The 21,123-nt window shown below is 64.1% G+C and carries 19 protein-coding genes; 14 read left to right on the top strand and 5 right to left on the bottom strand.

The features are described from left to right. Nucleotides 1–20 precede the first annotated feature (20 nt). The 12 genes from ACQR10_RS29045 to ACQR10_RS28990 are packed head-to-tail and all read left to right on the top strand — an operon-like array spanning nt 21 to nt 11,723. Nucleotides 21–674, top strand: a complete 654-nt coding sequence (locus tag ACQR10_RS29045) for a cytochrome c3 family protein (protein WP_316216357.1) — start codon at nt 21–23, stop codon at nt 672–674. Beyond that, nucleotides 662–3,538, top strand: a complete 2,877-nt coding sequence (locus ACQR10_RS29040) for a 4Fe-4S dicluster domain-containing protein (protein ID WP_316216356.1) — start codon at nt 662–664, stop codon at nt 3,536–3,538. Before ACQR10_RS29045 ends, ACQR10_RS29040 begins: the two co-directional genes overlap by 13 nt. Continuing rightward, complete coding sequence (gene nrfD / locus ACQR10_RS29035) at nt 3,535–4,902, top strand: NrfD/PsrC family molybdoenzyme membrane anchor subunit (RefSeq protein WP_316216355.1); 1,368 nt, start codon at nt 3,535–3,537, stop codon at nt 4,900–4,902. Before ACQR10_RS29040 ends, nrfD begins: the two co-directional genes overlap by 4 nt. Next, nucleotides 4,899–5,420: a DUF3341 domain-containing protein gene (locus tag ACQR10_RS29030; RefSeq protein WP_316216354.1), complete on the top strand. Its 522-nt coding sequence runs from the start codon at nt 4,899–4,901 to the stop codon at nt 5,418–5,420. The genes nrfD and ACQR10_RS29030 overlap by 4 nt, the downstream gene beginning before the upstream one ends. Further along, on the top strand, nt 5,417–5,944 hold the full coding sequence (locus tag ACQR10_RS29025) for a c-type cytochrome (RefSeq protein WP_316216353.1): 528 nt from the start codon (nt 5,417–5,419) through the stop codon (nt 5,942–5,944). Before ACQR10_RS29030 ends, ACQR10_RS29025 begins: the two co-directional genes overlap by 4 nt. Then, nucleotides 5,941–7,014, top strand: coding sequence for a hypothetical protein (locus ACQR10_RS29020; protein WP_316216352.1), 1,074 nt, complete (start codon nt 5,941–5,943; stop codon nt 7,012–7,014). The genes ACQR10_RS29025 and ACQR10_RS29020 overlap by 4 nt, the downstream gene beginning before the upstream one ends. Further along, nucleotides 7,004–7,408: a hypothetical protein gene (locus ACQR10_RS29015; protein WP_316216351.1), complete on the top strand. Its 405-nt coding sequence runs from the start codon at nt 7,004–7,006 to the stop codon at nt 7,406–7,408. The genes ACQR10_RS29020 and ACQR10_RS29015 overlap by 11 nt, the downstream gene beginning before the upstream one ends. Further along, nucleotides 7,405–8,178: an SCO family protein gene (locus tag ACQR10_RS29010; RefSeq protein WP_316216350.1), complete on the top strand. Its 774-nt coding sequence runs from the start codon at nt 7,405–7,407 to the stop codon at nt 8,176–8,178. The genes ACQR10_RS29015 and ACQR10_RS29010 overlap by 4 nt, the downstream gene beginning before the upstream one ends. Beyond that, nucleotides 8,175–9,113: a cytochrome c oxidase subunit II gene (coxB, locus tag ACQR10_RS29005; RefSeq protein ID WP_316216349.1), complete on the top strand. Its 939-nt coding sequence runs from the start codon at nt 8,175–8,177 to the stop codon at nt 9,111–9,113. The genes ACQR10_RS29010 and coxB overlap by 4 nt, the downstream gene beginning before the upstream one ends. Beyond that, on the top strand, nt 9,110–10,783 hold the full coding sequence (locus ACQR10_RS29000; protein ID WP_316216348.1) for a cytochrome c oxidase subunit I: 1,674 nt from the start codon (nt 9,110–9,112) through the stop codon (nt 10,781–10,783). The genes coxB and ACQR10_RS29000 overlap by 4 nt, the downstream gene beginning before the upstream one ends. Next, the gene (locus tag ACQR10_RS28995; RefSeq protein WP_316216347.1) at nt 10,780–11,424 is read left to right on the top strand and encodes a cytochrome c oxidase subunit 3 family protein; all 645 of its coding nucleotides are present in this window, start codon (nt 10,780–10,782) and stop codon (nt 11,422–11,424) included. Before ACQR10_RS29000 ends, ACQR10_RS28995 begins: the two co-directional genes overlap by 4 nt. Beyond that, entirely contained in the window at nt 11,421–11,723 is a 303-nt protein-coding gene (locus tag ACQR10_RS28990; protein ID WP_316216346.1) for a cytochrome C oxidase subunit IV family protein, read from the top strand. Before ACQR10_RS28995 ends, ACQR10_RS28990 begins: the two co-directional genes overlap by 4 nt. A 101-nt stretch (nt 11,724–11,824) precedes the next feature. On the opposite strand, the gene ACQR10_RS28985 is transcribed toward ACQR10_RS28990, so the two are convergent. After that, nucleotides 11,825–12,205: a hypothetical protein gene (locus ACQR10_RS28985; RefSeq protein WP_316216345.1), complete on the bottom strand. Its 381-nt coding sequence runs from the start codon at nt 12,203–12,205 to the stop codon at nt 11,825–11,827. Nucleotides 12,206–12,555: 350 nt separating this feature from the next. Here ACQR10_RS28985 and ACQR10_RS28980 point away from each other — a divergent pair, with 350 nt between their 5' ends. Both ACQR10_RS28980 and ACQR10_RS28975 read left to right on the top strand, forming a co-directional pair. Further along, entirely contained in the window at nt 12,556–13,863 is a 1,308-nt protein-coding gene (locus ACQR10_RS28980) for a DUF2254 domain-containing protein (RefSeq protein ID WP_316216344.1), read from the top strand. A gap of 111 nt (nt 13,864–13,974) precedes the next feature. Continuing rightward, nucleotides 13,975–14,721, top strand: a complete 747-nt coding sequence (locus ACQR10_RS28975; protein ID WP_316216343.1) for a DUF4396 domain-containing protein — start codon at nt 13,975–13,977, stop codon at nt 14,719–14,721. 744 nt (nt 14,722–15,465) lie between these two features. Here the strand turns inward: ACQR10_RS28975 and ACQR10_RS28970 are convergent. The 4 genes from ACQR10_RS28970 to ACQR10_RS28955 form a co-directional block, all read right to left on the bottom strand. Continuing rightward, a complete protein-coding gene (locus ACQR10_RS28970) occupies nt 15,466–16,221 on the bottom strand; it encodes a hypothetical protein (protein WP_316216342.1) in 756 nt (251 codons plus the stop codon). Then, nucleotides 16,196–17,845, bottom strand: a complete 1,650-nt coding sequence (locus ACQR10_RS28965) for an RNA-directed DNA polymerase (RefSeq protein WP_316216341.1) — start codon at nt 17,843–17,845, stop codon at nt 16,196–16,198. The genes ACQR10_RS28970 and ACQR10_RS28965 overlap by 26 nt, the downstream gene beginning before the upstream one ends. A gap of 80 nt (nt 17,846–17,925) precedes the next feature. After that, entirely contained in the window at nt 17,926–19,533 is a 1,608-nt protein-coding gene (gene guaA, locus ACQR10_RS28960) for a glutamine-hydrolyzing GMP synthase (RefSeq protein WP_316216340.1), read from the bottom strand. A 286-nt stretch (nt 19,534–19,819) separates the two neighbouring features. Then, the gene (locus ACQR10_RS28955) at nt 19,820–21,121 is read right to left on the bottom strand and encodes an RsmB/NOP family class I SAM-dependent RNA methyltransferase (protein WP_434912158.1); all 1,302 of its coding nucleotides are present in this window, start codon (nt 21,119–21,121) and stop codon (nt 19,820–19,822) included. Nucleotides 21,122–21,123: the final 2 nt, after the last annotated feature.

Here is a 21,123-nt window from a genome sequence, read left to right as displayed (position 1 = left end):
ACGACGACGAGACGGGACACATGCAGATCTTCCGTCCCGGAGCCAACACGATCGCCCTTCTGGTGCTCGCGGCCATCGGCGCGACTCCGGTGCTCGGCATCGGCCTCGCCTACCGGATCACGAGTTCGCCCTATACCACCAACCAGGACATCACGCGCAATCAACCGGTGCCCTTCAGTCATGACCATCACGTCGGCGGCCTCGGCCTCGACTGCCGCTATTGCCACACCTCCGTGGAGAAGGCCCGCTTCGCCGGAGTGCCGCCGACGGAGACCTGCATGACCTGCCATTCGCAATTGTGGACCAATGCGACGATGCTGGCTCCGGTCCGCAAGAGTCTCGCCGAGAACAAGCCGATCGCGTGGCAGCGCGTCCACCGCCTGCCGGACTACGTGTATTTCGACCATTCGGTCCACATCGCCAAAGGCGTCGGCTGCGTGACCTGCCACGGCCGGGTCGATCGCATGCCGCTGATGCGGCAGGCCGCCCCCCTCACCATGGGATGGTGCCTCGACTGCCATCGCGACCCGGCGAAGGCGTTGCAGCCGCGCGAAACCGTGTTCGATCCGAAATGGACTCCGCCGCCTGATCAGAACAAGGCCGGCGCCCGACTGGCCGCGGCCTATCACATTCACACCCGTCATCTCACGGACTGTTCGATATGCCACAGGTGAACGAACTGCCGACGGTGGCATCACCGGTGGCGGAGCCCGCGACGATCGACCGCCGGAAAGCGCTCGGCCTGCTCGCGGCAGGGATCGCGTCGGGACTTGCCTCGTGCAGCAAGCCGGCCGAGACGATCATTCCCTATGTGACGATGCCCGAGCGGCTGGTTCCAGGCGAGGCTTTGCACTTCGCGACGACCTTGCCGCTGTCCGGCTACGGCCGCGGCGTCATCGTCAAGTCAATCGACGGCCGCCCCTTCAAGATCGAAGGCAATCCCCGCCACCCCGCAAGCCTCGGGGCTACCGACCTGTTTGCCGAGGCGACGGTGCTGTCGCTCTACGATCCCGACCGCTCCGCCGTGGTCCTGCGGGACGGGGCAATCACGTCATACGAGGCGCTACAGCAGGCGCTCGTCGGCGAGCAGCAGCACATGCGCGCCAACGACGGCGAAGGCTTCCGCCTGCTGACGGGGCCGACGACCTCGCCGACATTGTTGCGCCAGATCGGCGGGCTTCTCCGGACCTATCCGAAGGCACGATGGCATGCGCATGATCCGCTCGGCGATCCCGCGGCGGAGGCCGGCGCGACGCTCGCCTTTGGACGGCCGCTGCATGCCATTCCGCGCTTGGACAAGGCGCGCATCATCGTGGCGCTCGATGCAGATCCGCTGGGCGCGGGCCCGGATCAGATGCGCAATGGGCGCGGGTTTGCCGCACATCGCAGGCCCACGACATCGGACTTCTCGCGCATCTACGCCTTCGAGCCAGTGCCGAGTCTGACCGGTGCGAAAGCCGATCATCGCCTGGCGCTCGGAATGAACGAGATCGGTGAAGTCGCCGTCGCCATCGCGCGGGCGCAGGGCGCTGCCGTCCGCGAGCCGGCCATCCCCGAGCGGGCCCGATCCCTGGTCACCGCGCTGACGAAGGATCTCGCGGATCATCGGGGAGCCGCGCTGGTGCTGGCGGGGCCGGGCCTCACTGCTGAGACACATGCCCTGGTGCACTGGATCAACTCGCACGCGCAGGCCCCGCTCGGCCTGATCGAGCCCCTCACGCGCACGCCCGACGGTCACGCGTCAGCCTCGATCTCGGAGCTGACCGCCGACCTCTCGGCCGGCAAGGTCACGCAGATCGTCATGATCGGCGTGAACCCGGCCTACGATACGCCGGCCGAGCTCGGCTTTGCTGCCGCGCTGCCGAATGCGCGTTTCCGCCTCCATGCCGGCTGCTACGCGAACGAGACGGCTGAGCTCGCCACCTGGCACGTTCCGCTGAGCCACGTGCTCGAGTCCTGGTCGGATGTTCGCGCGAGTGACGGCACAGCGAGCCTGATCCAGCCCTTGATCCGGCCGCTCCATCGCACGATGACCGATCACGAGCTGTTGACCCAGCTCGTGGGACGGGCCGACGCGCGGTCCTACGACCTGGTCCGCGAGACGTGGCGCTCTCAAGGAGGCACGGATTTCGAAAGCTGGTGGTCGCAGGCGCTGCATGACGGCGTGATCGCGAACTCGGCGGCCCCTCCCGTCAGCGCCGGCGAGCCGGTGCTTCCGGCCCTTGCCGATGCGGCGCCAAAGGACGAGCAAGGCGACGACCGCGCGGCGCTCGTCTTGCGACCCGACCCCTGCCTTTGGGACGGCTCTTTCGCCAACAATGCCTGGCTTCAGGAATGTCCGAAGCCGCTGAGCAAGCAGGTCTGGGGCAACGCCCTGCTGCTGCACCCCGACGACGCAAGGCGGCTCAGGATGGCCAGCGGCGATGTTGTCACCGTCACATCGCGCGGACAGCATGTGCAGGCGCCGGTCCTGATCGAGCCGGGGCTCGCGCCTCGGACCGCGAGCCTGACGCTCGGGATGGGTCGCCGCAAGGCCGGCGCGATCGGCAGCGGCGTCGGCGTCGATGCTTACGTCCTGCGTGGCGGCGTGGACTCTCCTTGGCTCGTCCCCTCGGTGAGGTTCGCGCGCACCGGCCGGCAACAGGCCATTCTCACGACCCAGAACGTGGTGCGGCGGCCGGACGATGTCCGCGAGCTATTCCCCGTGCATCAGCTCGGCAAACCGCAGCCTTTGCCCAAGACGCTTGCGATCCACGACAGGCCCAGCCTGATGCCGGAGCGGCCGCGGCCGGATAACGGCCATGCCTGGGCGATGACGATCGACACCTCGCTCTGTATCGGCTGCAACGCCTGCGTGGTCGCCTGCCAGGCCGAGAACAACGTTCCCGTGGTGGGACCGGAAGAGGTTGCGCGCGGCCGCGACATGCATTGGCTGCGCATCGACGTCTACGATCATGGCGGCTCCGGCGATCATCAGCTCGGCTTTCAACCGGTGCCGTGCATGCACTGCGAGCACGCGCCCTGCGAACCGGTCTGCCCGGTCGCCGCTTCGGTCCATGACGGCGGCGGCCTCAATCTGCAGGTCTACAACCGCTGCGTCGGCACGCGCTTCTGCGAAGCCAATTGCCCCTACAAGGTCCGCCGCTTCAATTTCTTCGGCTACGCCGATGGACAGGAATACGCCAATCTCGGCCTCGATCCATACCGCGGGCAGAAGAACCCGGAGGTCACGGTCCGTGCGCGCGGCGTGATGGAGAAGTGCACCTATTGCGTTCAGCGCATCAGTGCCGCTGAACGCGCAGCGGATCGCGAGGGCCGTCAGGTGGGCGCCGACGAGGTTCACACCGCCTGCCAGAATGCCTGCCCGACGCAGGCGATCACGTTCGGCGACCTGCAGCAGCCGGACGCGTCGATCCTGCGCCGCCGCACCGAGCCGGGCCACTACGCGTTGCTGGCGCATCTCGGGACCCGGCCGCGGACCACCTATTTGGCGGATGTCCGCAACCCCGCGCCAGACCATGACGGAGGCGGCACGTGAGCCAGGTGCTGGAGCCCGATCCCGCCGCGCCGTCGCGCTGGATTGCGGCCCGGCGGGCAAGCGACGTCCAGGTCACCCAGGCGATCACGGCGCCACTGCTGACCTCGCCGGGCCGCATCTGGTGGCTGTCGCTGCTGGTGAGCGGCATCATCAGCCTGTGGTTCATCGTTGCGGTGGTCTGGCTGTTCGATCAGGGGATCGGCATCTGGGGCGTCAACTCCACCATCGTCTGGGGCGTCGCCATCGCCAATTACGTCTGGTGGATCGGCATCGGCAATGCCGGCACGCTGATCTCGGCGATGCTGCTGCTGACGCGCCAGAAGTGGCGCGGGTCGATCAACCGCTTCGCCGAAGCCATGACGCTATTCGCGGTGGCTATCGCCGGGCTGATGCCGATCATGCATCTCGGACGCCCGATCTATGCCTATTGGCTGGCGCCCTATCCGAACACGATGGCGCTGTGGCCACAATGGCGCAGCGCGCTGGTGTGGGATTTCTGGGCCATCGTCAGCTACCTGCTGTTCTCGATCCTTTTCTGGTACGTCAGCCTGATTCCCGACCTTGCCACGATGCGTGACCGGACACGCTCCCATGCCGGACAGCGCTTCTACGGCGCGCTCGCGCTGGGCTGGCGCGGATCGACGCGACACTGGTCGCGGCTGCAAACCTTGCACAGCACGATGGCTGCGCTCGGCGTGCCCCTGGTCTGCTCGGTGCATTCGATCGTCGGGCTCGATTTCGCGGCGAGCCTGATGCCCGGCTGGCAGGAAGCGATCTTCCCGCCCTATTTTGTAGTCGGCGCGATGTATTCCGGATTCGCAATGGTGGTCGTGCTGGCCCTTGGCATTCGCTGGGGGTTCGGCCTGCAGGCCATCATCACGCGCCGACATTTCGAGGTGATCGGACGCATCCTGCTGATGGCATCGATCGTGATGGGCTACTCCTACGCGACCGAATGGTTCATGGCCTGGTACGGCGGCGAGCATCGCGAGCGGGGCCTCGTCGCGTTCGAGTTCACCGGCACCTATGCGCCGATGTACTGGGCCCTGCTCGCCTGCAACGTCGCCATCCCGCAGCTGCTCTGGTTGCCGCGGCTCAGGCGTTCGCTGCCGGTGCTGTTCGCGATCGCCATCGCCATCAATGTCGGAATGTGGCTGGAGCGCATTCTCATTGTCTGGAACACGCTGTCGCACGGCTACATGCCCTCGCTCTGGCGCAGCTTTCACTTCACCTTCTGGGACTGGTCGTTCCTGATCGCACCGCTCGGGCTGTTCGCCCTGCTCTTCCTCGTGTTCGTCCGTCTGGTGCCGGCGGTCTCGATGTTCGACATGCGCGAGCTGGCCCATGAGGAGGGCGCGGCATGAGCACGACCTACCTGGCCGAGTACCGCGACGTGGAACGGCTGCAGATCGCACTCGCGCGCGTCAAGCAGACCCCTCACCAGGCGCTCGATGCGTTCACGCCCTATCCGGTGGAGGGGCTCGATGACAAACTCGGCTTCCGCCCGTCCCACATCCGCACAGCCATGCTGATTGGAGGCCTTGCCGTAGCCGCTGTCGCCTTCGGCCTGCAATGGTACAGCGCCACGATCGACTATCCCATCAACAGCGGCGGCCGCCCGCTCAACTCGTGGCAGGTGTTCCTGCTGGTCCCGTTCGAGGTCGGCGTCTTCGCCGCCGCGCTCAGCGGCGTCATCGCCTTTCTCTGGTCGTGCGGCCTGCCCCGCCTCCATGATTCACTGTTCGACGTCCCAGGCTTCGAGCGTGCCACCCAGGACCACTATTTCCTGCTTGCAGCCGCAGGTAATGAGGGCGCGTCCGACCTCCGCCAGGTGCTGCAGGACGCCGGCGCCGTAGTCGTCACGGAGCTGCGCGCGCCATGATCCCCCGCCTGCTCCCCGCGCTGACGTGTCTCGTGCTGCTCGGCGGTTGCGGCGATCACTCCATGACGCACCAGAATCGATATGGCACCTACGCCGCGGCGCCCTCGCTGCCGAACGGAACCGAGGCTCAGCCTTTGCCACCGGGGACCGTGGCCCAAGGGGACATCGAGCGGGCGGCGCAGGCCCGCCAGCCGGCCACGGTTTCCGCCGACCTCCTGGCGCGCGGCCATGAACGCTACGACATCTACTGCTCGCCCTGTCACGGCCTCGCCGGCCAGGGAGACGGCATGATCGTGCAGCGCGGCTTCCCTCGACCGCCGTCCTATCACACGGCACGCCTGCGCGCGGCTCCCGCGCAGCACTTCTTCGACGTCATCACCAACGGCTATGGCGTGATGTATTCCTACGCCGCCAGAGTCGAGCCGCGCGAGCGCTGGGCGATCGTCGCCTATATCCGGGCGTTGCAACAGTCGCAGCACACCGACGTCGCCGAGGTGCCCGAGCTTCGGAGCAAGCTGCCATGACCGCTGGCATTCGTTCCTCGGCCCGACCGTCGATCCCTGGCGCGAGCGCTGGCATCGGACTGCTGATCGCGGCAGCCGCAGCTCTCATCGTAGCGGTCGCTGGCTTCACCGGCGCCCTCCCGTCCGTCTGCCGTGGCTGGCTGGTCGGCTTTGCGATCTGGAGCTCCGTTCCGATTGGAAGCATGTCGCTGCTGATGATCCATCGCCTGACTGGCGGGGCATGGGGCGTGGCGGCCCGCCCAGTGCTGCGACCCGCGGCGGCTCTGATGCCGATGGTGCTGATCGCGATCCTCCCCATCCTGGCTTCCCTGCCATCGATCTACCCATGGGCCGCGGATCCGGGCCGCGTGCCGGCCGATGTCGCGCGCTGGTATCTCAGCAGCCCCTGGTTCGCGCTGCGCGCGCTGGTCACGTTGGCCGGATGGTCGGTGCTGGGGCTGGTCTTCGCCATGGGCGCCGGCAGCCGGCTGCTCGCAGCGCTGGGGCTGGCCTTCTTCGGCCTGACCATCAGCCTCGTTTCGGTCGATTGGTACCTGTCCGTCGAGCCGGACTATGTCGCGACGGCATTCGCGGCGATGATTGTCATCCAGCAGATGCTGGCGGCCTTGGCTCTGGCCACCGTCCTGACCGTCCGTGTGCTCGATCCAAGGGTTGCCGGCGATCTCGGCGGCTTGCTGATCGCGACGCTGCTCGGCGTGGTCTATCTCGGCTACATGACCATGGTCGTGGCCTGGTACAGTGACCTTCCGGACAAGGCCGAGTGGTTCCTGAAGCGCGTGTCTCCCGTCTGGCTCGTGGTCCTCCTGGTCGCATTCGTTGTGGGAGCCTTGCTGCCGTTCGGCATGCTGATGATCAAATCGGTGCGCAGCAGCTCGAACGGCCTGCTGATCGCAGGCGCCTTGATCCTGATCGGCGTGTCGCTGCATCTCACATGGCTGATCACGCCGGCTTTCCCGCAGCAGGCGGCGACGGTCGCCTTTGCGGCCATCACCCTGCTGGTGCTGGCGCTCGCATCCGCGGTCGCCGCCCGAGGAGTTCTCTCATCCCTGGAGGGCGGCGATGCCGACTGAGGAGATGGGCAGCCGCACAGTGCCGCAACCGCCCGCGATCGACATCCGGACCGTCGCCTGGATCATCGCCGGATTCCTGGCCTTTGTCGCAGCGTCGATGGCCGGCCTGTTCTACTATCTCGACGTCCATGCGCCGGACATCTTGACTCGGGCGCCGCCGCGCCAGTTTCCGCAGCCGGCGCTGCAACGGTCACCTTCCTCGGATCTGGCGGCGTTCGAGAAGGCCCAGCGCGCCGAACTGACGACCTACGCCTGGGTCGACCGCGACCGGAACCTCGCCCGCATCCCGATCGAGGACGCCATGCGCATCGTCGCCAGCCGCGGTGATCACGGCTTCGATCCGGTTGCTCAGCCTGACGCCGCCGCACCGGTCACGCCCGGAGCCCAGCCATGACCCGGCTCCTCGTCGCCGCTGCCATTGTGCTGTGGTCCACGCAGGCTATGGCTGGCCTCGCACAACGGCAGATCGAGGGAGTTGCGCTGGCACCGGCGGCCAACGCCAAGGTGCCGGCGGACCTGGTGTTCAAGGCCCTGGACGGAAACAACATCACCCTCGGCGCCGCCATTGGCCATCGTCCGACTTTGCTGCTCCCAGCCGATTTCACCTGTCGCCAGATCTGCGGACCGGCCCTGACGATCGTCTCGGCGGCCCTGCAGCAGACTGGCCTGATCGCCGGACGCGACTACAGCCTTGTCGTCGTCGGCATTGACGCCAGGAATGATCTGGCCGACGCGCGCCGCTTTGCGGGCGCCCAGGTTGGTGGTCCCGGCGTCGCGGTGCTGACCGGCAGCACCGCTGCCATCAACCGCTTGACCACCGCGATCGGCTACCATTTCGAGGCGGATACGGCCAACGACGCCGTTGCCCACCCAGCGGCCCTGGTCACGCTCTCTCCGGATGGACGTGTCACCCGGGCGCTTTCCAGCCTTGCCCTGCAACCGCAGGATCTGCGCATCGCGCTGATCGAAGCCGGCCGGGGAACGATCGGCGGCCTCGCCGGGCGGATTGCCCTGCTCTGTTATGGCTTCGATGCGGTGCATGGCGTGTACACAAGCCGGATCGAAATGCTGCTCCAGCTCGCCGGCGCGGGCACATGCGCGCTGGTGATGGGCGCCATCGCCCTGCTGCTGGCGCGCGCGATGAGAAGCGGAGCGCCGACATGAGCTCATTCCAGCACCTGTCGAGCGCCACCACCCACGCCGAGGACGTCGACCGGATCTTTGATCTGTTGCTGGTGCTGTCGGCCGCGACATCGGCGCTGGTGTTCGGCTTGATACTCACCTTCGCCGTTCGCTACCGGCGCGGCTCGGCGGCTCCACGCGGCCGGCTGCCGGAATTCGTGAGCCGGGAATTCGAAATCGGCTGGACCGCCGCCACGCTGTTCACCTTCGTCTTCCTGTTCTGGTGGGCGTCCTCGATCGACGTCAGCAGCCAGTCGGCGCCGGCCAATGCACTCGACATCCATGTCCTGGCCAAGCAATGGATGTGGAAGACGCAGCACGCCAATGGTGCCCGGGAGATCAACGAGCTTCACGTGCCGGTCGGGCGGGCGATCCGCCTGCAGATGACGTCGCAAGATGTCATCCACTCGTTCTTCGTGCCGGCCTTCCGCGTCAAGCAGGACGTTCTGCCGGGACGGACGACCGAGTTGTGGTTCAAGCCGACCAGGGCCGGCGTCTTCCCGCTGCTTTGCGCCGAATATTGCGGCACCGATCACTCGCTGATGCGCGGCCGCATCATCGTGATGCCACCGGAGGCCTACGCGCAATGGCTGAGCGCGCAGCCCCAAGGCGATGACCTCGCGCATCATGGCGCCCGGCTGTTCGTCGCCAACGGCTGCTCCGGTTGCCATGCGGCGTCTTCAAACGTCCACGCGCCAAGTCTGCAAGGGCTCTATGGCCGCACCATCGCGCTGGCCGACGGACGACACGTCGTCGCCGATGACGGCTATATCCGGGATTCGATCCTCCAGCCCAAGCGCGACATCGTAGCCGGATACGAGCCGATCATGCCGAGCTTCGCCGGCCAGCTCGACGATGGCGAGATCCAGAGCCTGACCGCCTACATCAGATCGTTGACAGCGGGAGAGCCTCAATGACCGACGCCCTGCTCGATGGCGAACTCCCGCTGCCGCCGCGGCTCGACTATCTGCGCCACGGCAGCACGATCGCATCCTGGCTGATCACCACGGATCACAAGCGCATCGCGATCCTCTATGCCATCACCATCACCGTGTTCTTCTTCATGGGCGGCGCGGCCATCACCATGGTCCGGCTCGAGCTGTTCCAGCCGAACGGCTGGCTGCTGACCTCGGACAGCTACAACAAGCTGTTCTCGTTCCATGGCATCGTCATGGTCTGGTTCTTCCTGGTGCCGTCGATTCCGAACACGCTCGGCAACTTCCTGCTGCCTTTGATGATCGGCGCGCCCGATGTCGCGTTTCCGCGCCTCAACCTGTTCAGCTGGTATCTCACCATCGCCGCCGGCCTGTTCACGGTCTACGCACTGGTCGCAGGCGGCGTCGACACCGGTTGGACTTTCTATACCCCCTACTCGACGATGTTCTCCAACAGCCACGTGTTCGCTGCCGCCGCAGGCGTGTTCGTGGTCGGCTTCGCGAGCATCGCCACCGGCGTCAATTTCATCGCCACCACGCACATGCTGCGCGCGCCGGGAATGACCTGGTTCCGCCTGCCCCTGTTCGTCTGGTCGATCTACGCGACATCGATCATCATCGTGCTGGCGACGCCCGTGCTGGCGATCTCGCTGATGCTGGTGATGGCGGAGCGCTGGCTCGGCCTGCCTATCTTCAATCCCGCCAATGGCGGCGATCCGATCCTGTTCCAGCACTTGTTCTGGTTCTACTCGCATCCGGCCGTCTACATCATGGTTCTGCCGGCCATGGGCGTCGTCTCCGAGATCATTCCCTGCTTCGCGCGCCGCCGCATCTTCGGCTATGATTTCATGGTCTACGCGATCATGGCCATCGCGGGCATCGGCTTCTTCGTCTGGGGCCACCATATGTTCATCTCCGGACAGTCCATCTATGCGAGCCTGATCTTCTCCTTCCTGTCCTTCATCATCGCGGTGCCCTCGGCGATCAAGGTCTTCAACTGGACGGCATCGCTCTATCGCGGCCAGATCAGCTTGGATTCTCCGATGCTGTATGCACTCGGCTTCGTCGGACTGTTCACGACGGGTGGGCTGTCGGGGCTGTTCCTCGCATCCATTCCGGTCGACATCCACGTGACCGACACCTACTTCGTCGTGGCGCATTTCCACTACATCATGGTCGGCGGCTCGGTGTCGGCGTTCTTCGCCGGCCTGCACTTCTGGTGGCCTAAGGTCACGGGCAAGACCTATCCCGAGAGCTGGGCGAAACTCGCCGCCATCCTGATGTATGCGGGCTTCAACATGACGTTCCTGCCGCAGTTCTTCGCCGGTTATCTCGGCATGCCCCGCCGTTACCACACCTACCCGCCCGAGTTTCAGATCTACAACGTCATGTCGTCCGCTGGCGCTGCCGTCCTCGCCGCCGCCTACCTGCTGCCGCTCGGCTATTTGACGTGGTCGCTGTTCTACGGACGGACGGCAGGCAAGAACCCCTGGGGCGCCACCGGGCTCGAATGGAGCACGACGTCCCCGCCCCCGCCGAAGAACTTCGACCGGCAGCCGCGGGTCGAGCGGGGACCCTACGAGTATCACGCGGCGGGCCAGTCCGCCGGCACCGATCGGCCGGCCGTTCAAGATGCGCGAGACGTGACATGACGGAAACGAATGCCCTTCTCAGGGAGCCGTGGGACAGTTTTGCGCGCCAGCGCGACGCCGGACGCTTCGGCATCTGGGTCTTTCTCGCCAGCGAGATGCTGTTCTTCGGCGCACTGATGGCGACCTACGCGATCTGCCGAACCGAGAACGCTGCCGCCTTTTCGGCCGCGGGGCGTGAGACCGATATCTGGTATGGGACGATCAACACCGTCATTCTCCTGACCAGCAGCCTGACTATGGCAATGGCTTCGCAGGCGGCGAGCTCCGGCCGCGACTTTCGGCAGCTGATGATCGGCTGCCTCTCGGCCACCGCCCTGCTCGGGCTCGCCTTCCTGGTGGTGAAGGGCTTCGAGTACAAGGAGGACATCGACAAGGGCTTGATCCCCGGCTTGCATTTCTCGCTTCCGCAAGCAGCCGCGCAGCTGTTTTTCGGCTTCTATTGGCTTGTCACGGCGGTCCACGCCATCCATCTCACGATCGGCATCGTTCTCGTCAGCCGGCTCGCGCTGCTCGGCTATCTGAAGAGGCTTCCGCTCCGCTGCAATCCGGAGCTCGAGGTCACCGCCCTCTATTGGCATCTCGTCGACATCGTCTGGATCTTCCTCTATCCCCTGATCTACCTTCCGGGACGGGCGTCATGAACCCGCAGCAAGGACGGCTTCCGACGGCCGGCACATGGTGGCGCCGCAATGGTCTGATTTGGCTCGCTCTGATGCTGCTCTTGTTCAGCAGCACGGCGATCGCCTACGTTCCCATGGGCCGGCTGACGACCACAGCCGGCATCGTGATTGCCGTGATCAAGAGCGGGCTGGTCATGCTGTTTTTCATGGAGCTCACGAAATCCAAGCCGCTGATCCGGCTCGCCGCGGTGGCCGGCTTGGTGTTCGTCGCCGTATTGTTCACTCTGACGTTTGCAGATGTCCTCACCAGGCCTGGTTGATGGGATCGCGAGTATATGACCATTGGACTGCCGGCACGCGGCGGCGCGGGCCACACTGAGCTTGTGACCCGCGCCCGATCGGCCTCCGACGAATGATCCGATTACTTGCTGCTCTGGCCGCTGCCGTTCTGCGTGTTGCTGGAGCTGCCGCCCGAATGCGCCGCACCGCTGGCGCTGCCGGTGGTCTGGCTCTGCGGGCTGATCTCGCTGAACATCGTCAGCGAGTGCGGCCCGATCACCATCGTCACTGGATCGTTGTTGCTGTCCTTGGCGCTCACGATGAACGAACCCGGCACCACGTTGATGTCGGTGAAGCCCTGCTTCTGCAGCTTCTGCTTGATCTCCTGCGGGATCGGCTGCGACGCCGAATTGCTCGCCTGACTGTTCTGGGTTGCGGCATGAGAGCTGGTGCCCTGCGCGAACGCCGGAGCCTGAGACGCAGCGAGAACCAACAACGACGATGCGATGAGCCGTACAAACATTCCATTTCCTCCTGGATTGGATCGTGATGCGGACCTTGAACCGACGCGGGCGACGAAGGTTCGACGCAGTCAAAGGCGCTTCGTACGCTCTCGTACTCTGATTGCTGGCGTCCCTTCCCATCGTCCAAGTCTCACGTCCATCTCGCTCTGACGGACCTGGCTGGCCGCGCACGGCTGCCGCCCCCCGGATCGCAAACACCGGAAAAGCCGACAGGGCCGGTCGCGGAACCATCCTGGAGAGGAACCATTGACAGGCGGCGGCCCCGTCTCCGCAGCCCCCTTGCTCCCGCCCGGCCTTGCCGAAGCGTCATCGTCCAGCGGGGGCCTCCGATCACGCGCATCGAGGACCCATGACCGCACGTTTCCGCAAGATGCTCGACGATCTCGCAGAGACGTTTTGGCTGGTGCCGGCTCTGATCGTCCTGCTCGGTATCGGCATCGCGTTCATGGCGATCGAGATCGATCGCGGCACCATCGTTCCCGACTGGCTGCGCAACGAGTGGCTCTATACTGGCGGCGCCACCGGCGCCCGCACCCTTCTCGGCGCCATCGCGTCCTCCACGATCGGTGTCGCCGGCACGGTGTTCTCGATCATGATCGCGGCGCTGTCGCTCGCGGCCGGCCAGATGGGGCCGCGGCTGCTGCGCAACTTCACGCGCGATCGCGGCAACCAGATCACGCTCGGCGTCTTCCTCGCCACCTTCTGCTACGCGCTCATCGTGCTGCGCAGCGTGCGCACCCCGGCGGAAGGCGCGTTCGTGCCGCACCTCGCGACCACGATCGGCATCGTGCTCGCCTTTCTCTCCGTCGCCACGCTCGTCTATTTCGTCGGGCACATGTCCGGACGGATCAATGTCGACACCGTCATCGGCCTGGTCAGCGACGACGTGCAGGCCATGATCCACTCGCTCACCCGCGAGGATAGCCAACCTGCACCTCCACCTGCACGTTTCTGGCAGCATGCCGTTCCGATCGTCGACGCGCGTCAGGGCTATCTGGTCCAGCTGGACGAGAGCGGACTGGCGACGTGGGCGTGCGAGCACGACACCGCCATCCATCTCCTGGTACGGCCGGGCGATTACGTATTTCCCGGCGCGCCGATCGCGATGGCGACCAGGACGCGCGATGGACTCGAGGAAGCGATCCGCGACGCGACAGCCCTCGGCCCGCAGCAGGTCACCTCGGCCGATCTCCGCTTCGCGGTTCGGCAACTCGTCGAGGTCGCGGTCCGTGCGCTGTCGCCGGGGATCAACGATCCGCATACGGCGATCGCCGTCCTCGACCGGCTCGGCGCGGCCCTGTGCGAGATGCAGCCGCTGCGGTTGCAAACGGGCGTCTGGATCAAGGATGGAAAACCCGCGCTGGTCGTTCCTCATCTCCGTTACGCTGAACTGGTCGCCGCCATGTTCGACATGATCAGGCAGAATGCGGCGGATGCGCCTCCGGTGCTCATCCGCATGATCGAGGTGATGATCCAGGTCGTGAGCTGCGAGCGCGATCCGCATCGGATCGACTGCGTCCGCAAGCACGCCGATCTCGTCCTCGCGGACGCCGAGCGATGCATCCGCAATCCCAGTGATCTCGACGCCGTCCGCGGCCATCATCGCGTCTTCACCGCCGTGTTCGAAGACGGAGCACTCGGGCGCTTCCGGATCTGAGACCGTCCCGTCCACCCGCGACGGATTGGAACGCGGGAGCATGCAGGTCGTTTGGCTGCGACGAACAGGAGCATACTGCGCTCCCATGTTCCTCAAGGTCGATAACATCCCATGGATGCTCCCGTGGTCCCTGATTGGCTTCATATCCTTTCGCTGGTCTCGTTGGCCCTGGGCGTGCTTTGCGCCCTCGTCATTGCGATCGACGTCATCCGGCATCCGCAGCAGATGTGGATCATGGACGTGGTATGGCCGACGACCGCGCTGTTCGGAAGCATCTGGGTCGTCTGGCAGTACTTCTCCTACGGGCGGCTTGCCACCCAGGAGAAGATGCGAGTTGCCAAGAGCCATGACGCGCAGCCGCCGAACAAGCGGCAAACTCCGTTCGCCATCATGGTCGCCAACGGCTCGCTTCACTGCGGCAGCGGATGCACGCTCGGCGACATCGTCGCGGAATGGCTGGCGTTCGGTTTTCCCGCCATCGCCGTCGCGTTCGGCTGGACGAGCATCTTTTCGGAGAAGATGTTCGCGGTGTGGATCCTCGACTTCCTGCTCGCCTACGGATTTGGCATTCTGTTTCAGTACTTCACGATTGCGCCGATGCGCGGCCTTTCGCTCGGCCAGGGGCTCATTGCAGCCGTCAAGGCCGACACGATCTCGATCACCTCGTGGCAGGTCGGCATGTACGGCTTCATGGCGTTCGCCAACTTCTATCTTTTCCGGCATGTGCTCGGCACGCGATTGGAGGTCGACTGCCCCGAGTTCTGGTTCATGATGCAGATCGCCATGCTGTTCGGCTTCGTGACGTCGTATCCGGCCAATTGGTGGCTGCTGTCTCGCGGCCTGAAGGAGAAGATGTAGCGGCCTTCGGCAGATCGAGGCGTTCTGGTGGGTGCCGGACATCGTCACCGCCACATCTCTCCGCGCGCGGAACAGCAGGCACGGCGTCGCGATCTCGCGGCGATCTGCGCCCGAGGTCTCTCCGAGTTGGACCTCTCCTTGTGAAGAAGAGGCGCAGGGAAGACCGGGTATCGGCTGATACCCGCGGTCCGCGTGCAGCAAACAAGCACGCGGCAGAACCACAGGTTCAGCCCAATATCCGGCCTTCCCTGCGCGACGGTTTTGCGGGTTATAGGCGCTCTCCCCGGGGACCGGCTGTCTTGCCCCCGTCACCAGCGGATCATCATGACCACCGGCTTGGTCTCAGCGTCGGGAGACCAGGACCACGCCACTTCGCCGTCGCCTCGCTCCGTTCGTCGGCACGGGCTTTTGACACCCGGCTGCAGAGCAACGCGCCCGTCGCCTCTCCGGCTCGACGCTTCATGACGATCGCGAAACGTCCCTCTTCAGCGAGCCGGGATGAGCGAGAATGTGGAGGTGATTTGCCCGACGTGGCAAGAGACGAGTCCGCGACAAACTGGCACGACGGGCAGTTGGTGCATGCGAGGTGTGCGCGGATAGCCCGTCGGGTAAATGATCATTAAGCCGACCGACCACAGCGACAAGATTGAAGGATTGTAGAGAGACAGCCTCAATCCTCGTGGTGAGGAGCGCGCGTCTGGCAGATACCAGCAGGTCACTGACGCCGCCTCGCAGAACGCGTCTTCACGCCGAAGTAATAACAGCCCGGTCCTCAAGCAAACTCGAGAATAGTTCGACCAAATCAATCTTAGATTTACCTGCAGCGACTATCGATATTATCTCATCAAACGAAAATCGCACGATTAGATTCAGACGAGGATTCACTAGAAATCCCAAAGTCCATTCGACTGCCCCAGATTCAAGCGCAGCGCAGTAGCTGAGAAGCCAATACGTTAAGATTTGTCGATAGTCGGAAGCTGAGAAGCGCTTGTTAGTACATTTAACTTCAATCAACGCACTTCCGACCGAAAAATCCCCGACACCCGACGCCACCCACTGATACCCTGGAATAGCGGGTGCACGCACAAGATCAAAACCTCCACTGGATAATCTGACATGTTTTAAAATAGCGACAAGGTTCTCAGCAACCTTCAACGATACTTCCTTTTCTACAGCAGACAGCTCTTCGGGAAGCTTCGCATCGAAATGCTCTCTCTGGCGAGCCACTGCAGTAAGTAGACACCCACCCCAATCAACAGCTTGGCTTCCTTCAATCAACTGCTCAGCCGCAGCTACAGCCACTTCAAAAAGCATCGCACGCTGAATTTTTGTCGCATCAACCAATTCTTGCGGAACCTCAAGGCAATCATCCAACGATACTGCTCGACGATTCAGACCAGCAACAACGCCCTGAGCAAGCTGCGGGAAGAGCGCGTCGAACAGACCAGGAATCTCTCTAGCAATTGTCCGAGGATCACTGAGTGGTAGACGCATCAACATCGCCCTCCGTCCATTCGGAGTATGTATTGGCAAACGTCGGTTCACTCCCACGCTCGATGCCAAGGCGCCATTCGTTGACTATGCTCTTCCTCACTTGATCTCGAAACTTGAATCCCTCATCTCCGAACTGAGCTGCAGAGAGCCAGAGCATACGCTGCTCCTCAGCGCTCAGGGAACTCCACTTGTTCCGCTGTCTTGTAAAAGCCGTTCGATCCTTCCAAAGGCGCCAGCAGTCAAAGCACGCGCGCTTTACGGTTTCGGACGAGGTTGTGGAATGAACCTTCTGGACAAACGCAGCTCTATCCAAAGTGCGGCGAAAGCGAAGCGTGCGTAAATAATGGAGACAGCTAACTTCAGCGCGCAACAAATGCGAAGAATGAGCAGGAATCGCGTCTAGCAATTGGTCTAGCCCTGCATGAATTGGCGCGAAGCGTGGGTCGGCACAAACTGACGAAACACCTCTCATAATCGTAGACCAAGACGCACGAAATGCGTGAAGATTTCTCGAAGACAGCAAGGTCTTGCAAAGCTGGAAGGCCGCGGCGGGATCATGCAGCCTCAACGTTCGTCCAATCTGGGTGACCAAAAAGGTGTCCGGCTGCGCTTTGCGAAGCTCGCTATTCAGGAGCGCCTGGATGTCTAGTCCTTCAACGATTTCCTTTAGTTCGTCGTAGTCGCTCTCTGGCGTATCAGAATAGGGATCAAACTGCAGGTCAATTTCTGCGAGCTTATTGGCCTTATCTTCCGAGGTACCAAGCTGCGCTCTAACGTAGTCAATGTAATGCTTCGCCGTTATAATGATCGTCTTTGTACGATTTAGTGTTAATCCATAATCAGCAAGCGCGTGAGATAAAATAGAGAGAGCGCGATATGCTTCCGATTGATTGGCCGTCACCAACACGAAGTCATCAACATACCGCCGCCAGACTATGTTCTCCACGGAAAGAGTGCTGTCGATTGAGGTCATCAGCAGTTCGGCGAGTATTCTCGAGCACTGCCCTCCAACAGGCAAACCGAAGGATCTTCCGGCAGCGAACTTGCTGAGAAAACGGTCAACCTGGACGGCCAGGTTCGAGTCCTGACCAAAGAGATCGTCGATTAGATTCTCAATTCGGTGGTGCGAAACATGTTCGTAGAAGCTTGATATGTCCGTCTGCACGACAACGGCTGAACCGGGCATTTTCTCGCAGTCTGCTATTGCCACCTCTCGAAAGGAGCGCCACGAAGCGTCGCGATCAAATAGGCTGCTTCCGCTAGCAGTATATCTGTAAGAGTGTGCACGGCTACTGCGGTTAGGCTCGACAGCCTCAGCAATGGCAATACCTAAACCGTTGAAATAGATGTTCCAAAACGGATGGATTTTTGTAGTAATCCGAAATCCGGCGGCGCCGGTGGGCACGAGCAATCTTTCAGAAAAGACCGGCAGCTCCTCTATCAATCGCTTAGCGGTCTTCTTGTCGACCTTGGCAACCCTCTTGCTCCACTCAAACGCCAGCTTTGCCAGATCATCCTGACGTTCGGTGATGAATCGATTATCTACGTCAAATGGGAGCGTATCGTTATCGCCGTGCGCACTTATGTCTGCGACAGCTCGCTTAAAATGCTCAAGCTTTATTTGATTCATGGGAAAGGCCTAGGCCCACGCTTCGGTTAAAAGCTAACTTCGATATGCAAATGAATAATGCTTGACGACTTGCGTATGCCTCACTCCCACTCAATTGTCCCCGGCGGCTTGCTGGTCACATCATACACCACGCGGTTCACGCCCTTCACCTCGTTGATGATGCGCGTCGCGGTATTGCCTAAGAACTTCATATCGAACGGATAGAAATCCGCGGTCATGCCATCCGTTGAGGTGACGGCGCGCAAGCCCACGACGTAGTCGTAGGTGCGGCCGTCGCCCATGACGCCGACGGTCTTGACGGGGAGCAGCACGGCGAAGGCCTGCCAGATGGTGTCGTAGAGGCCGGCCTTGCGGATCTCGTCGATGTAGATGGCGTCGGCCTTGCGCAGGATGTCGAGCTTGTCTGTCGTGATCTCGCCGGGGCAGCGGATGGCGAGGCCCGGGCCCGGGAACGGGTGGCGGCCGACGAACACATCGGGAAGACCGAGCTCGCGGCCGAGCACGCGGACCTCATCCTTGAACAGCTCGCGCAACGGCTCGACCAGCTTCATGTTCATGCGGGCCGGCAGGCCGCCGACATTGTGATGCGACTTGATCGTCACCGAGGGGCCGCCGGTGAAGGAGACGCTCTCGATCACGTCGGGATAGAGCGTGCCTTGCGCCAGGAAATCGGCGCCGCCGATCTTCTTGGCCTCCGCCTCGAACACGTCGATGAAGAGCTTGCCGATAGTCTTGCGCTTCGCTTCCGGATCGGTGACGCCAGCGAGCTCGCCGAGGAAGAGCTTTGAGGCGTCCACATGCACCAGCGGGATGTTGTAGTGGTGCCGGAACAGATCGACGACGGTCTCGGCCTCGTTCAAGCGCAGCAGGCCGTGATCGACGAACACGCAGGTGAGCTGGTCGCCGATCGCTTCGTGGATCAGCACTGCGGCGACGGCAGAATCGACGCCGCCGGAGAGGCCGCAGATCACCTTGCCCTGGCCCACTTGCGCGCGGATCTTCTTGATCTCCTCCTCGCGGAAGGCGTGCATGGTCCAGTCGCCGCCGAGGCCGGCGATGTTGCGGACGAAGTTGCGGATCAGCTTGGCGCCGTCGGGCGTGTGCACCACCTCGGGGTGGAACATCAGGCCGTAGTACTTGCGCGCCTCGTCCTGGATCACGGCGAAGGGCGCGTTCGGCGAGACGCCGGCGACCGAGAAGCCCGGCGGCATCTGCGTGATGCGGTCGCCATGGCTCATCCACACCTGGTGCTGCTCGCCCGGCTGCCAGACGCCGTCGAACAGCAGGCTGTTGGTCTTGACCTCGACGTCGGCGCGGCCGAACTCGCGGTGGTGGCCGCCCTCGACGGTGCCGCCGAGCTGGGCGGCCATCGTCATCTGGCCGTAGCAGATGCCCATCACCGGGACGCCGGAATCGAAGATCAGCTGCGGGGCGCGCGGCGAGCCTTCTTCGTGGACGGATTCGGGGCCGCCGGAGAGGATCACGGCCTTCGGGTTCATCTGCCGGAAGGCGGCCTCCGCCTTCTGGAACGGCACGATCTCGCAATACACGCCGTCCTCGCGCACCCGGCGCGCGATCAGCTGCGTGACCTGGCTGCCGAAATCGACGATCAGGATCTTGTCATGGAGCGCGGCCACCGAGGTGTCGGCGGCGGCGGTGGTCGGGGTGTTGTTGGCTGGGGCTGTCATGGCAAGGAATTACGCCGCTGCGGGGGGACTCGCAACCCTTGGCAGCGGGGGATTCACCGCGCCGTGCAACCGTTTCACCGACACGCTTTGCAGGGCTGCCCGATGCAGCGCCCTCTCCCCTTGTGGGAGAGGGCATCACCGGCCCATCCACGCACGCGGTTGGGTGAGGGGTATCTCTCGGCGAACAGTGCTCGCGGAGGCATACCCCTCACCCGACCGAATCTGCCGAGCTGTCCTGCATGCCCTCTCCCACAAGGGGAGAGGGCTCAGTCATGGGCAGCCCGCGTCAGGCGGAGCGGCGCAGCACCGACACGAAGAACCCGTCCGTGCCGGTGCGGCGGGGGGTCATCAGCCAGCCTTCGGGGGTCTGCAGGGCGGCTTCGGCGAAGGCTTCGGCCTTGTCCCAGAGAACGGTAGCGGTTTGCTCCGGCGGCTGGACCGCAAATTCCGGATGCCGCGCCACGAACGCCCGCACCTGGTCGCCGTTCTCCGGCTGCAGCACCGAGCAGGTGATGTAGCCGATGCGGCCGCCGGGCTTGACCAGACGGGCGGCGCGGTCGAGCACTTCGGCCTGGTCCTTGAGGCGGATCTCCAGGGCGCCGGGGCGCATGCGCCATTTGGCGTCGGGGTTGCGGCGCCAGGTGCCGGTGCCCGTGCAGGGGGCGTCGATCACCACCAGATCGGCCGACGCCTTGATGTCGGCGAGCGGGTCGGCGTCGCCCTTCGGGGTGCGGATCTCGGCGTTGTGGACGCCGGCGCGCGACAGCCGCTCGTGGATCGGCGCGAGCTGGCGCTTGTCGGCGTCGGTGGCGATCAGCCGGCCCTTGCCCTGCATCATCGCCGCCAGAGCCAAGGTCTTGCCGCCGGCGCCGGCGCAGAGGTCGATGACCTGCTCGCCGGGCTTGGCGGCGGTGAACAGCGCCGCGAGCTGCGAGCCCTCGTCCTGGACCTCGATCGCGCCCTTGATGAAATCCTCCTCGGCATGGATTCCGGGATTGCGCGCGTCGGCCCCGAGCGTGATGCGCAGGCCGAGCGGCGACCACGGCGTCGGCTGAGCGCCGAGATGCTTCAGCGAGGCCTGCACCTTCTCGCGCTTCGCTCTCAGCGTGTTGACGCGCAAATCGAGCGGCGCGCGGCTGGCCATCGCCGTGGCCTCGGCGACGCGGTCGTCGCCGAACACGGCGGCGAGATACGGGTCGAGCCAGTCGGGATAGTCGCCGGCGACCGGCGGCGGCGCGCCCTCGGTCGTGCGCGCGGCCAGCGCCTTCTCCTCGGCGGCGGTGAGCGGCGGCGGCGCGAAGCGGCTGCCGTCGCACATCGCGGCGATGGTCGGCACATCCAGGCCGCGCTCGAGCTTGAGCATGCCGAGCACCCGCGCCCGCGCGGTGTCGTCCTCCATGACATAGGCGCTGGAGGCGCGGCGGCGCAGCACGTCCCAGACCAGGCCGGCAATGGCGGCTCGGTCGCCGGAGCCGGCGAAGCGGTGGCTGGTGCCCCAATCCTTCAAGGCCTTCGCCGCCGGCGCCCGCTGGGACTCGATGGATTCGATGATGTCGATGGCGGCGGACAGCCGGGCGGCGGGGGTCATTC

It is taken from the genome of Bradyrhizobium sp. HKCCYLRH2060, assembly GCF_051168135.1.
Taxonomy (GTDB): domain Bacteria; phylum Pseudomonadota; class Alphaproteobacteria; order Rhizobiales; family Xanthobacteraceae; genus Bradyrhizobium.
Note: the sequence above shows the minus strand (reverse complement) of the source record. Positions and strands in the feature narration are given on the sequence as shown.